6 protein-coding genes are annotated in these 14044 nt (G+C 68.6%); 1 reads left to right on the top strand and 5 read right to left on the bottom strand.

The window, feature by feature from the left end; translation table 11 throughout:
* Nucleotides 1-15: 15 nt before the first annotated feature.
* The 5 genes from AB1824_06220 to AB1824_06200 all read right to left on the bottom strand — a co-directional run bounded on the left by AB1824_06220 (nt 16) and on the right by AB1824_06200 (nt 10818).
* On the bottom strand, nt 16-2028 hold the full coding sequence (locus tag AB1824_06220) for a hypothetical protein (GenBank protein MEW5764556.1): 2013 nt from the start codon (nt 2026-2028) through the stop codon (nt 16-18).
* Nucleotides 2025-2942, bottom strand: a complete 918-nt coding sequence (locus tag AB1824_06215; GenBank protein MEW5764555.1) for an ABC transporter ATP-binding protein — start codon at nt 2940-2942, stop codon at nt 2025-2027. The genes AB1824_06220 and AB1824_06215 overlap by 4 nt, the downstream gene beginning before the upstream one ends.
* Nucleotides 2939-3340: a GntR family transcriptional regulator gene (locus tag AB1824_06210; GenBank protein MEW5764554.1), complete on the bottom strand. Its 402-nt coding sequence runs from the start codon at nt 3338-3340 to the stop codon at nt 2939-2941. Before AB1824_06210 ends, AB1824_06215 begins: the two co-directional genes overlap by 4 nt.
* 710 nt (nt 3341-4050) lie before the next feature.
* Nucleotides 4051-4917, bottom strand: coding sequence for a nuclear transport factor 2 family protein (locus tag AB1824_06205; GenBank protein MEW5764553.1), 867 nt, complete (start codon nt 4915-4917; stop codon nt 4051-4053).
* 57 nt (nt 4918-4974) lie between these two features.
* Nucleotides 4975-10818, bottom strand: coding sequence for an MG2 domain-containing protein (locus tag AB1824_06200; protein ID MEW5764552.1), 5844 nt, complete (start codon nt 10816-10818; stop codon nt 4975-4977).
* A 564-nt stretch (nt 10819-11382) separates the two neighbouring features.
* On the opposite strand from AB1824_06200, the gene AB1824_06195 reads away from it, so the two are divergent.
* The coding region (locus AB1824_06195) for a VWA domain-containing protein (protein MEW5764551.1) at nt 11383-14044 on the top strand (2662 nt) is incomplete at its 3' end.

Raw genomic sequence — 14044 nt, 5'->3', positions numbered from 1 at the left:
TTGCCATTCCCTGGTCTATCCCGAGCCGGTCTTTGACGGAGCAGGGAGGCGGACGAGTGGATGACGTTCTCTGCTTCGAACGTCGTACCGAACGAGGCGGTTGTCCTTGTCCAGAAGGAGCACACTCTCCAGGAGCCCTTCGCGTTCGGGCGACATCCGGCGCCCCTCCGCCAGGGGATAGCCTTGATGGATGCGCAGGCCGTGGATGGGCTCCGCGGTTGCACAGGCCGGATCTGCGACGTACGCATCGCCCTCAGAGATTCTGCCCTTCTCGGGGCCGGACCCGAGGAGGATGTTCCCTCCTGCGAGTTCATCCACCGGACTGAACTTTAAGCGGGGGGGGAGGGGAATGGACTTCAAGAGCGATCCTTCCGGCGAAAACACGCGCAGGACATCGGAGGCCTCCCCGCGAGACCTCGCCGTGCAGACAATCCGGCCGTCGGCGAGCACGAGGGGCCAGACACGCTCTTGGCCCTCCAGAAGGTGAACCTTTTTCACCCCCGTGGATCCATCATGGAGGTCGAGGCCCCGAGCGTCCTTCGGGCCCGAGCGGACGACGATCGAATCCCCGGTCGGCACAGGCCAGAAGAAATAGAAGGCGGTATCCAGGGTACCCGTCCGGGTCAGCGTTCGGCTGGGGACATCAAAGCGCCAGAGGTCGACGTGGGCCGTATCCAGAAGGGGGGTGGAGGGCCAACCCGGGCGCCTCCTGCTCCGGTCCCGAATCCGCGAGTAGAGTCGGACCCGGTCCTCACTCTCGAAGCGCCCGCTGAGCCAGAGGTCCGCATCCGCTCCGACGCGGAAGGAGGCCAAGGAACTCCCGTCATCGGCATCCAGGACCTGACCTTCCCCCCCCGTCAGAAAGAGAAGGCGCTTCCCAAAAGGCGAGAACGTCACGGCGCCTCTACTGGGCTCATCCCATCCATCCGCAGGCCCCAAGATCTCCCATTTCCTTTCTCCAGAGAGAGTTCGGCAGGTGAGTAACCAATGCGCCCCCTCTTGGGACCATCGATTCTCGATGAAGGCGACGAATTTTCCATCGGGGGAGATGGCGGCGTCCCCCCACCCGGTTGTGGACCAGCTCAGGCGGCGATGCCCCCCCTCCCGTGCGTCCAGCAGATAGGTGGGGAGGCCCAGCCAATCCTTGCCGACGTGGCTTCCCGAGAGGAGCCACCAGCGGCCATCGGGAGAGCGTTCGCCCATGGTGAGCCGCTGCAGGTGCTTCGGACCCCGCGTCTCGACATAAGCCCAGCCGGCCCCTAGAAGGAGGAGGGCGGAAAACAGGGATGCCCCGAGGGACAGGGAGACCGCCGTCCTCGCCCGCCGCGCATCCGTGCGGCCCCGAACCACCAGAAGGAAGGTGCCGACCAGAGCCCCAAGGAAGACGATCCCCAGGACGAAGAGATAGACATAGCGTGCGCCGGGGAAATGAAGGGTGACCGGGCTTGACAGGCTGAGGATGCCCGCCACGAACAACACGCCAGCCATTAGGGCGTCCAAGGCCAGCCAGCGCGAGGGAATGCGAAGGATGGACCAGAGGCAGATGGAGGCGGCGTACAGAGCCAGCAGGGCGAGCACAGCGGATCCATAGAGGCCGGCGGGCGTAAGAAGGTAGTCGCCGATTCCATGCAGATACGCCGGATTGATCACGGTGAAATCTCGAAGCAGGCCTTCCCCCAGGAGCGTCACCGGCGCCAGTGGGAGGACCGCCATAGAGAGGACCACGGAAAATCCCCCTAGGAAGCGGCCCGCCCAGATGGCCCAACCGGAAACGGGCCGAGCAAAATCGAAGCCTATTTTTCCAGAGCTCAGGTCATTAGGAATTACGGAGGCCCCAACGGCCAGGGCGCCGAAACCGCCCAAGAGGACTGAAAAGGTAGCCGCGGCGAGGTTGGCCACGTCCATGAAGCCGTATCGGCGCAGAATTCCTCCGAGAAGGACGGCCACCAGGCCCGACGCGAGCCCTGCTGCAAAAGCGGCCTTGCGCAGAAGCACTTCCCGCATATAGACGGCGGCGAATCCCCTCATGGGGCACCTCCTTCCTCGCCGGTGAGGGCGATGAAGATCTCTTCGAGGGACATTTCGGAGGCTTCGGCGGCGGCTACCCCCGGAGAGGAGGCGAAGCCGTGGAAGGCCGTCTCTTCGTAGGCGGCGACGACGGACTCCTCGCCGAAGGCCGTCCGGCGGACGAAGACCGGTTCGAGCGGACGGAGGGCCGCCTCTCCCGCCTCCTTCTCCCGCCGGAAGGAGAGCCGGCGGAAACGCGCCTTGAGACCCTCCAGCGGCTCGTCGAGGAGAAGGCGCCCCTCCCTCAGAAAGGCCACGCGGTCGGCGATGGACTCGACCCCCGAGAGGTCGTGGCTGGAGAGGAAAACCGCGGCGCCCCGATCGGCTAGGTCGGCCACCAGTTCCTCGAAGAAGGCCTTCCGGGCCACGGCGTCCAGGCCCAGCGTTGGATCGTCGAGGACGAGCAAGTCCGGGCGGTGGGCCAGGGCCAGGGCCAGCATGGCGTGGCCTTTTTGCCCCTTGGAGAGGCTTCCGAAGGGAACGCCGAGCGGGACGCCGAAGCGCTCCAACCGATCCTCCGCTCCCTTTCCGTCCCACGTGCGGTAGAGGCGGGAACAGAAGGCGAGCAGGTCCCGCACCGAGAGGTCCTCGGGCGCGTCGGGCGTTTCGGGGACCACGCCGACCCGCTCCAGGAGTTCGTGGCGGTGCTTCCAGGCATCCTTGCCCCAGAGAAGGGCCTCGCCCTCCTGGGCCTTCCGCATGCCCAGAAGGACCCGGATCAGCGAGGTCTTCCCCGCGCCGTTGCGCCCGAGGAGGGCCGTCACCTCCCCGGCGGGGACCGAGAGACTCACCCCCTTCGCGGCCACCGCCTTTCCATAGCGTACGGTCACGCCCCTGAGCTCCAGGGCGTTTTCCGCGCTTGCCGCTTCCGTCATCGCTCCTCCCCCTTTCCGGCCAGCCGCCCCCACTGGACTTCCAACGCCGACGACGCTTCCTCGAGTTCCGCCCCCACCGACAGGGCCTGGGCGGCGTACCGCCGCGCCCCCTCTTCCAGGCCCCTGCGGCGCTCGGCCCTTCCGGGCTGGGGGAGTTTCGCCGCCACGAAGGTCCCCTCCCCGCGGCGGACCTCGAAGAGCCCCGCCTCCACCAGGCGCTGGCAGGCCTTGACCACCGTGGCGGGGTTCACCCTCAGCTCCCGGGCCAGCTCCCGGACGGAGGGAACGCCCCCCCCCGGCCGGAGCAGGCCCGCGGCCACCAGCCCGCGAAGCCCCTCCTCGATCTGCCTCCAGAGGGGCACGGCGGACCTCGGATCCACCTTCAGCCTCGTGCTCACCGTCTCACCTCCCACCCGGCCCGGCCGCGCCATGTGTATTAGTGTAGTAATACACTAATGCGGCCCGAGGCGATTGTCAAGGGGGGTGGAGGGAAGAGGGAAGGCGGAAGGGGCATGGGGGATATGGGATTTCGGACTTGAGATTTGGGATTTCGGATTTGGGATCATGCCTGTCCAAGATCTTTTTGCGCGTCTGAGGAAGGCGCGTCCCGGCGCCGGTGGGCTGGAGGGGTCCGGCCCCCCGGCAAGGAAGCCGAGGCGGCTGCGACGCAGGCGTACTGGGATGTACGTCGAGGAGCGAGCCGCCCAAGGCTGACGCCGCAATCGGTCCGGCGCCGCCGGCGCAATACCAGAGTGGACGGGCATTCCAGCACGAGGCCGGGCCTGGAGCCCGAAGGGCGGTGGAGGGGCTGAGGCCGGATCGCGGCCGGGCTGCCTGGAGGCGCCCGGACCAGCCCCTCCGTGCCGCGCCAAGGGCGCGGCCAGGGCCCGGCCGACGTTCGCAGGAGACACGCTGCTTGATTTCGGACACGCATGATTTCGGATTTCGGATTTCGGATTTGGGGAAAGGGATGCGGGAGACAGGTCTCTTTTCGCCCCCTCTTCTCCCTGTTCTCCCGTTCCCTACCGCCCTTCCACCCTACTCACCTACTGACCTACTGACCTACTCACCTACTCACCCACTCACCCACTCGCCTCCCCACCTCGACTCACCTCGGCGCGAGGTAGTCCACGGCGAGGCGCCAGATTCCCGCGGAGTCTCGACGCCAGATGCGCGCGAAGACCATGGCCCGCGGCTCGTCCTGGCCGGCCGCCGGAGGGACGGTGGCGATGCCCGCCACGAGGGTGAGGTCTTTCGACGAGGCGGGCCACACGAGTGAAGCGGTCCAGGAGGCCTGCCCGGAAGCCGGGCGGAGGGCCTCGGCGAGGGCTTCGGGGCCCGAGGCGGGCAAAGCCCCCTCCCGGAAGACGGCCACGTCGGGCGCGGCCAGGGCGGCGGCCGCCGCCACGTCGTTTCCTTTCAGGGCCGCCGTGAAGGCGTGGTCCGCGTCCAGGGCCTTCCGATCCGCGCTTTCCTCCATCGCGGCCTGGAGGGAGAGAAGTTCCGCCGCTCCACCGGGCAGCGGACCGGAACAGGGATGGCCCACACCCGTGTCGAGGAGGAGCGTCCAAGGCCCTCCTTTCTCCCGCTTCCAGATCGAGAGGTAGCGGCCGCAGGCGTCCGGCGAGGGGGACTTGGGGTCCTTCCGGTATTCCCAGGGACCGAAGGTGTAACCGAGGTCCGCCGCACGGGAGACCTCCACCCTCTGGGGCGCCCAGGCGAGGAGGCCGGGCTGGGGCGGTCTCTCCTCGTACCAGCGCCGGGCCGCCACGGGGCCCGGACGAAAGACGACGGCCTCCTCGGCCAGCACCCCCAGAAAAGCCTCCCGGATCCCCTTCTCCGCGGCGGCGCGGGCGAAGGCGTGTTCGGCCGCCTCCAGAGACGCCGCGGGCGAGGGGGAGGGCGCCTGCCCCGCGGCCCGCGTCAAGGCGACGAGCGTGAATCCGGCCATCACGACAGCCCGCTTCAGGTCCATGAATCGCCCTCCCTTTTCTTCGTCCCCGGTCCGAGTCCGGGCGACGGGAATCGGCCGCTACTCGCCGACTTCGATCTGGTCCGTGGCGGTCCTTCCGAAGACCTCGGGCTCGTACATTTCCTCGGCGCGTGCGGGCGCCGTCCGGTAGGACCCCGGCGTCGTGGCGCGGCAGACGTAGGAGAAGACGTGCTTCCCCTCGGAGAGCCGCGTGGCGAAGAGGAGCACGCGATCGTCGTGCCGCTCCACGTGGTCGAAGCCGCCCCGGCGCCACCAGGCGGTCCAGTCGTACCCGGCGTCCTCCTCCCCCGGAGCGTTCTGGGCGCGGACGAGGTCCCGCGCCGTCGTGGCGAACCAGGATTCCACGGGCTCGAAGCCCGCGGGAAGCGGGTCCGTCACGGCCACGTACCGCCGCTCCTTGGTCAGGTCGAGGGTGATCGTGACGCGCACGAGGGACCCGGCCTTGAAGGTCCGGGAGGGCTCCGCGCCCCCCTTCTCCGTGAAGGGCTCGTAGGTCCGGGCCACCCGCATCCCCGCGTCCAGACCCTCCTGGAAGAGCGTGTCCACGGCGTACTTGAGGCGGGCCGCGTAGAAGAGCGTCCCCGTTCCCTCCTTCTTGAAGGCGAGGGGAAGCCGCGTTCCCGCCGGGCCCCGGGCCAGGATACCGGGCATGGGCAGGGACTTTTTCCAGGCCTGGGCCGACCGTCCCTGGAAGCCCTTCGAGGCGACCGGGTCCCCGCCGAGGGAGACGAGGGCCGTGAAATCGGGGATCTCCTTTTCATAGGCCCGGTAGTAGTCCACCAGAGACTCCATGCACAGGGCGTTCTCCTGGGTGTTGCCCCAGCGGCCCTTCTCCCGGACCTTCAGGAGCCACCGGACCATCCGGGTCACGAGTTCCTCCCGCGAGGGCTCCTTCACGAAGGTCCTCAGAACGATGGCCGTGGAGCGCACGTTCGAGTTCCAGAACCAGAGCAGGTACGGGTCCGAGAGTTCCTCCACGTGGGCCGACCCGCCCTCGGGAAGGATGGCGTTGTCCATGCGCTTGAGGAGGGAGGCGCGCTCCGACTCGAAGCGGCCGGAGGCCCGCATGGCGTCGGCGAGGTAGGCCAGGGCGAAGACCGGCATGCGGTCCGCGTAGCCGTGGAGCCGAGTGAGGTGGCTGTCCACGTTGCGGCCGCCCTCGGAGAGGACCTTGACGGAGAAGGCCTGCCACGCGGTGTAGGCGGGCCACCACCCCTCGTTACCCGGGTGGGGACGGTTCAGCTCCCCTTCGAGGTAGCCGTAGCCCTTCTGGAGGACCGCGGGATTCACCGCGTAGCCCAGCCCCTGGGCCCTCTGGTAGACGTGCAGGACGTAGCTCGTCAGGTAAGCGGAGGCGTAGAAGCAGGGGTCCCCCTTCCAGTAGACGAACCCCCCGTTCTCGCACTGGTAGGCCTCCAGGTCCTTGAGGGTCCTCTGCGAGATGGAGCGCAGTTTTTCCGGCTCGATGCCGGGAAGCGAGAAGGCGTCGCCGAGGTCCGACGCGAGGACCAGGGCCAGGGCGCAAGAGGACCTCTGCTCGGCGCAGCCGTAGGGATAGTCCACGAGGTAGCGCGCGCCCTCGCCCAGGCCCACCAGGGCCGTGGAAGAGAGTTCGAGGTCGAGGCCTCCGAAATCGGCCACGGCGCCCGGGGGGACCTCCAGGGCCTCGGCGGCGTCGGGCCGGGCCTGGCCGTAGGCGGCCACCACCTCGGGGGAAACGAGAAGCTCCACGGGAAGGGACTCTTCCAGGGCATCCGCCTCGCCCTCGAGCCGGGCCTCGAGCCGCAGGCGGGCCCTTCCCACGCCCACGGCCTCAAAGGCGAAGCGGGCCTCGGCTGGGGCTCCCGGCGAGACCTCCACGTTTGTCTCCGCCGGCCCGGTGATCTTCAGGCGCTCGGGATCGAGGCTCCTCGCCGTGACGCGCACCGTGCCGGGCTCCTTCATTCGGCTGTGGACGACGCACCCGAAGGAGGCCCGGTCCTTCAGGGCGAGGAACCGAGGGAAGGCGGGCAGGAGGAGGAGGGGCTTGCTCGTGCGGATTTCGCGCTGGGCCCACCCGAAGCGCGAGGCCTTGTCCTGGGCCACGGCCATGATGCGATAGGTGGTGAGTCCGTCTGGTAATGTGACTTCTGTGGTCACCTTTCCACGGGAGTCGGTGACGAGGGAGCCCAGGTAGAAGGCGAGCACGCGGAAGTCCTTCCGGATCGTCCCCGGGCCGTCCTCGGCGCCTCCCCCTCCGCCCTCGTCGGCGCCCTTGGGCGTCAGCACGCGGCGGGAGACGATGCGCTGGCGGGAGTCCTGGGTGAGGACCTGAAGGGCCTTGGGCACCCAGACCTCGGGGAGCAGGTCGGGGGTCTTGTACCCCGTCAGGGAGAGGACGCCGTAGTCCACCGCCCAGAGGGTGACTTCGGCGGCGTCGGGCTTCCCGGCGGGATCGGAGACCGCCACCGTGACCTTGGCCCGGGCGGCGGGCCGGTACTCCTCGCGGTCCGTTTCGATGGACACGGCGAGCCGCTTGGAGCGGTCCTCCACCTTCAGCTCCACCATCCCCATCCGGAAGGAGGGCTTTCCCGGGTCGCTCGCGTCTTCGGTGGTGAAGGCTTCCGTGCGGCCCTTCACGAGAAGGACCGATACGAAGACGTTGGGGACGTGTTCCTCGCCGATGGGGACCTCCACCGTCTGCTGGGTGGAGGTGAGGTCGAAGACCTTCCGGGTTCTCACGCCCTCGCGCTCCGTCGTGAGCAGGGCCTTGGCCTTCTCCCAGGGCGACTTGATCAGAATGCGGGCCGTCTCGCCGGGCCGGTAGGTCTTCTTTTCGGGGACGAGGTCCATGCGATTGTGGTCGTACCGCTCCCAGGCCGTGTACCCCGCGCCCAGGGCGTAGAAGGAGACGGAGGAGGAGGTCCGGCGGCCGGAGGCGTCCCCCGCCTCGCCCTTGAGGAGGTAGTAGCCACCTTCGAGGACGGGGATCCGGACGGGAACCGGCTCTGCGGCCGTCTCCGCTTCGCCCGTCCACTTCTCCACCTCCCGCCTCTCGCACTCCCAGGTGTAAAAGCCGTTGCCCTCGGCGCGGCGGACGCTGTGCCACTGCACCTGGACCAGGGACAGGCGCACCGTCACGCCCGGGACGGCCAGGCCGTCCAGCCCCGCGGCCACCACCTCGTTCTCCAGCTCCTTGCCCGCGTCCACGAAATAGCCGGGGCGGCGAAGGCCCACGAAGAAGGGCGCCGGATAGACCGGAAGGGAGGCTCGGCCCGAGAGGCTCTGGCGCGAGACGTCCGTCACCGTGCCCTCGAGGGTGTAGGTGTAGGCGACACCGTCGTCGGGCCGGGTGGGGATCTCGACCTTCACCTGGCCCTGGGCGTCCAGCGCCCCCTCCTTCCGCTCGAGGACGTCCTCCTCGCGGGAGCGGTACCTTCCCCAGCCGGCCTCATCCAAGAAGGCCCAGCGCTCTTCGGGGTAGGCATCGGCAACGGCGGGGGGCACGGAGAAGAGGCGCCGGCGCGAGGTCACCCACGCGACTTGCTTCCCGGCCATGGGCGCGCCGAAGAGGTAGCGGCCCAAGACCGAGCCCGTCAGGGTCGCGCCGGCCACCCGCTCGGGGGCGCCGAGGGCGGCGTCCACCCGGAAATCGGGCTTCCGGTAGGCGGCCACGAGGAAGGTGTCGTAGGTGGAGCGGTGGTGGCCCTCGACGGTGGCGCTGATGGAGTAGGTCCCGAGGGGGGCCTCCTCGGGAATCTTCACGGTCCAGTCGGCGGCCCCCCAGGCGTTCAGGGTCACGATGCGCTTGTCCACGTCGCCGTCCCGGCTGTCCTTGAGGACGACCTCCACCTTCTGCCCCTCGGGGGGGACTTTCATGCCGGAGGCCGTGTCGCTGCGCAGGATGGCCTTGAGGTGAACCTCCTCCCCCAGCTTGTAGACGCCCCGATCGGGGAACACGGCCCCGCGCAAGACGGGCTTGGCCTCGAAGAGGTCGAGGTCCGCGCCGAAGGACCAGGGCTCCACCCCCTCGTTCCAGTCGGAGCAGGCGTAGGCCACGTCCCCGTCCTTCTCGGCAGTCACGACGTAGGCGAAGCGCCACCAGCCGTCGGGGTTTCGAAGGGGCGTCTCCTCGGCGTGGGCCAACCCGGCCTCGTCGGTGACGCCCCTCCAGAAGGCCGCGCCGCCGGGCTGGAGGAGGGTGACCCGCGCGCCCTCCACGGGCGATCCGTCGGAGAGGCGGGTGACCCAGACCAGGGTGTTCTGGGGGCTGTCCTTCACGGTGATGCCCAGGTCCGTCACCTGGAGGAGGGTGGCCTTGGGCCGCCCGTCGGGCTCGAGACTGGCGTTGGCGATGGCCTCCCCGTTGCGGACCGCCGCCCAGACGAGCCCCTTCCCCTGGGAGTTCAAGGCCGGACTCAGGTCCAACCCGTAAAATTGGGTCTTGTCGCTGACCCACCGCAGGGGCCGTTTCACCGGCTCCCCGGGGGGCGGAAGGCGGAAGGGCTCCCAGTTCCAGTCGTCCTGGACCTCGCCCGTGTCGGGGTCCTTGGTGGAGGGCCGGACCGACAGGGCGCGGATGGCCTCCATGAGGCCCTCCGGACGCAGGGGAGAGACCCACTGATCCACCCACTTGAGGTTCCGGGCGCTGAAGGGGACCACCGGGCCTCCCGCCGCCTCCCAGACACCGAAGCCCGATTCGAAGCTCGAAAAGGCCATGCGGTGGAGGTTGACGAGGCTTCCGACCCACGTGTAGCCCAGGGTCTGGCCGTCGGCGGACCGGAGGCTCCGGTCCAGTTTCAGGACGAAGGTCTGGGCCGCGCCGAAGGGGAAGCCGGTCTGGTCCAAGGACCAGGCCACGCTGGGGTAGTCCCAGGACCCGTCCTCCGCCGCCTCCTCGCCCCGGGCCAGCGGTTCGGAGGTATCGGGGCCCGTGGCCCGCCGAACCGTAAAGCCCCTTTTCAAGTCCGCCAAATAGAGGGGCGTCGTGAACCGGAGGGGATTGTACCGGTCCGGGTTGCACCCCACCGAACAGCGCAGGCCCTCCACGAAGAAGGCCGGCTCCAGCTCCACCGTGTAGCCCTGGAATTCCCCCGGCGTTTCGGACCCCGCCGGGCTGGGGACGCCCGGGGCGACCTCGAGGCCCATCCAGGCGTTGGGCGGCGGCACGGAAACGGTCTCCAGAACGACGATCTCGTCCTGCTTGGGAAAACGCTTCTCGTCCCAGGAAGAGGCCAGGCCGAAGGGGACGGGCCGGTTCGAGCGCGCCGCCAGGGTGGCTTCGGCGACTTTGAACTGGTAGTCCTCCAGGGCCTGGGGATCTTCCCTGCGGAGCCAGGAGAGGCCCTCCGGAGGCAGGGGCGGGGGCTCCCAGGAATGGGGTTTGAAGACGAGGTTTAGGTGGCGGACCACTTCGGCGGCCTTCACCGGCTGGTTGAAGGCGAGGACCAGAACCGCAGGCGATCGAACCGTGCCGTCCTTGCGGTACCATCGGACGCTCTTCAGCCGCACCGTGGGGGTCGTGAAGGAAAAGGAGAAGGCCTCTTCGAGGCTCCGGCCCGAAACCGCCCGGGCCTCCCTGGCGAGGGTCACGGTGTAGCGTGTCGCGTAGGGGAGGGGGGCCTTGGGCGTGAAGAGGAGGGTGTCCGTCCCCGACCAGCGAAAGACCCCGTCCACGGCGGGCTGGATGGAGAAGTAGGGGGCCCGGACCGGATCGGGAATGCGCCCGAGGGCCACCATGGGCTCCGAAAAAACGACCCGGATCTCGTTGGCTTCGGTGAGGGTGGCGATCTCCCCCTCGGGGCCCGCCTTCAAGACCCGCAACCCGTCCTCCGCCCCCCACAAGACCGTGGACGCCGCCAGCATCGCCGCCAGCCCGATGGCCTTACCCGCGCCGTGCCTCATGGTCCCTCCCCGCGCGGAGCCGCGTCCGCCCCGCCCTGGATTCGCTTCGCTTTACCGGACCAGTCTACGCCCCGGCCCGGAACGGCGACAAGGGAGGAGGGCAGGTCAAGATCCCGCGCCGGGCAACGGGATGGCCTCCGAAAGCCCGCGCGGAAGGTCTCCTTCACGGGGGACGGCCCTCCACCGCCGCCCCCTCTGAGCCCGCGAGCGGGGTGGGACGGGCCCGCCCCGTCCAAGAGGCCGCGCCTTTCCCTCGTGAACCTGAGGACCCTCCGAAGCCACCCGCGCTTTCCTGGCGAATCTCGGAGGGCCGAGAAGGCACGAGGTGGGCCTGCGGGTGCCGGAGCCTGACGATCCCGCCTCGTTCCCACGGCGGCCGGAACGGATCGGGCCAACCGCCCCGGCCAGGCCCCCGGGGGGCGGAACAGCCTTGCACAGGGTCCGAAGGCGGTATATTTTTTTCTCATCCAGCGGGGATGAGGCACCCGGAAATTTGGGGCGATTGCACACTTACAGGGCAGTTCAGACCGGACGCCCCCGTGCGTCCGGACGAAGGAGGGGGTCATGCGCGCGCTCACTCGTTGTCTCCTCGTGTTCCTGGCGGCCGTTTCGGTCCTGACCGCCGCGTCGGCCTCGGCCGCCGACAAGCAGCCCCGGTCGGGAGGGCCCGTCGGGATCGCCTCCTGGGGACCCGGGTCGTCCTACATCGAGTCGGCCATCGACGACACCACGGGCCAGTTCACCATGGGCGTGCCGGGCGGGCCCGTTCTGATTTACGGGCATCCCTACCCTGGAACGTCCTTCACCTCCGTCAAGGTGGACGGGACGGTCTACACGAACGACGGCCACGCCTTCGGGACCCTGGTCCAGGCCCCCACCACCGTGGGCCTCACCAACGAGGGCATCTGGTACCTGGGCACGGGCCCCCTCAAGGTCCACCAGAAGATCACCCTCGTGACGAGCGCCACCACGGGCCACCAGGACACCTACCTCATCGAGTACAAGGTGGGGAACAACGACTCGGTGAGCCACACGGTGGGCGTGCGCGTCATGCTCGACACCAAGATCGGGGACAACGACAACGCCCCCTTCCAGGTGCCCGGCACGGGCTCCATCTCCAACGAGACCGAGTGGACCGGGGCTTCGGTCCCCCCCTACTTCTTCGTCTTCGACGACCTTTACAACCCCACCGTGACCTGCCAAGGGACCCTCTTGGGAGGACAGGTGGCTTCGCCCCCGGACCGGTTCCAAGTTGCTTACTGGTCGAACATCTACGGGACTGAATTCGATTACACGGTGGACCCCGGCGCCACCATCTACGACACGGCCTACGCGCCCTACTGGGTGGACCGGGTCATCCCGCCGGGCACCAGCGTCACCTTCGGGACCTACTACGGCCTGGGGAGCGTGGCCGTCAACACGACCCCTCCCCTCGCCACGGCCCTCACCGCCCCCGCCACCCTGGACTGCCTCCTCGGCCAGTTCTCCCCCAACCCCTTCACCGCATCCCTGTACCTGTCCAACACCCTCTCGGGGGCCACGGGCACCGTGACCGGCGTCACGGCCACCCTGAGCCTGCCCGCGGGCCTCTCCCTGGCCTCGGGGACCCTCAGCCAGACCGTGGGGGACCTGGCCCTGGGGGCCTCCTCCCTCAAGTCGTGGAACATCCGGGCCACGGGCGACGTCACGGGGACCCTGACCTACACCATCCAGGTCAACTCCACCAACCTGGGCTCCAAGACCGTCACGGGCCAGGTCTACGTGCCCCCGGGGTGCGTCCAGGCGGGGTGCGGGACCTACATCGTCACGGACGACAACGAGAACAACGCCCGCACGGGCACGCCCGACGGGGACTGGAACACCTGCGTCTGGAACTCGGACGGGAACCACCCCATCGAATTCAACGTGCCCGTCACCGGCCCCCTCCCGGTGGCGAGCGCCAAACTGCTCCTTCTGTGCAACGACGTGGACGAGACGAGCGGCGAGGTGGACGAGGTCTACTTCAACGGCCACCTCCTGGGGACGCTCACGGGGGCCAACAACCAGGATTCCACCACGGTCTTCACGATCCCGAACCTCTCCTGGGTCCTTTCAGGGAACAACTACGTCGAGATCCACGTGGACGTGGATAACACGGGCTGGTGCGTCTACATGAAGCAGGCCCAGATCGTGATCGACGGCGGGTGCCCCGCCACGGCCTCCTGCCGGACCATCGGCACGGACAAGACCTCCTACGATTTCGGCGAGGAGGTCATCGTGACCACGGAGGCCGACACCACCCTGGCCTCCCAGCAGATCCGGATCGAGACCAACATCCTCGACCCCTTCGGCGTGAACGTGGCGGGGGACGACACGACCTTCACCACGTACGGCAGCGCGGACGATCCCGCCACTTTCAGCCTGTATCTTCCCTCCTCGGGAGAATCGGGCCTCTACACCGTGGAGTCGCTGATCTTCGACACGGCCTCGGGGCTGCTCCAGACGATCTGCCAGACCACCATCGCCGTGGGCTCGGTCTCCAACTGCCCGGCCACCTTCCTCCTCAACCAGGTGGACGCCTCGGCGTGCCCCACGGTGAAAGCCGTCGTGAGCGTCCTGGACGCCCTGGGCAACCCCGTCACGGGCCTGCCCGCCTCGGCCTTCTGCCTGACCGAGGACGGGGTGCCCGTCACGAACTTCACGGTGACCAGCGGATCCGCCGGCGCCGGAGACCTCTACACGGCCCTGGTCCTCGACAATTCGGGAAGCCTCGGCTCCACCGCCTTCAACGACGAGAAGACCGCGGCCAAGGCCTTCCTGGCGCTCCTGGGCTCCACCGACCAGGCGGCGGTGTACGGCTTCACCAGCACCGTGGACCTGGTCATGGACTTCACCACGGACAAGACGGCCCTCGGCGCGGCCATCGACGGGTATCCCTACAAGGGCGGGATGACGGCCTTCTACGACGGGGTCTACCAGGCCCTCTCCAACACCTCCACCCGGACCGGGCGAAAGGCCGTCGTCGCCATGACCGACGGCGAGGACAACTCCTCGGCCCACTCCCAGTCCGAACTCATCGCCTACGCCCAGGGACTGGGCATCCCTGTGTTCACCATCGGGTTCGGGAGCGCCGACGCCACGGTCCTCGACGCCATCGCCACCCAGACGGGCGGCAAGTACTTCGCCGCCGCCACCTCCTCCAACCTGCAGGCCATCCTGCAGAGCATCGGCGCCATCGTGAACAGCC

Source organism: Acidobacteriota bacterium, from assembly GCA_040752915.1.
GTDB lineage: Bacteria > Acidobacteriota > UBA4820 > UBA4820 > DSQY01 > JBFLVU01.
The sequence above is the reverse complement of the archived record's forward strand: the minus strand, read 5'-3'. Positions and strand labels throughout refer to the sequence as shown.

Excerpts from the sequence above, each read along its gene's own strand:
- AB1824_06220 (MEW5764556.1), bottom strand. The coding sequence starts at position 2,028 with ATGAGGGGATTCGCCGCCGTCTATATGCGGGAAGTGCTTCTGCGCAAG.
- AB1824_06215 (MEW5764555.1), bottom strand. The coding sequence starts at position 2,942 with ATGACGGAAGCGGCAAGCGCGGAAAACGCCCTGGAGCTCAGGGGCGTG.
- AB1824_06205 (MEW5764553.1), bottom strand. The coding sequence starts at position 4,917 with ATGGACCTGAAGCGGGCTGTCGTGATGGCCGGATTCACGCTCGTCGCC.
- AB1824_06200 (MEW5764552.1), bottom strand. The coding sequence starts at position 10,818 with ATGAGGCACGGCGCGGGTAAGGCCATCGGGCTGGCGGCGATGCTGGCG.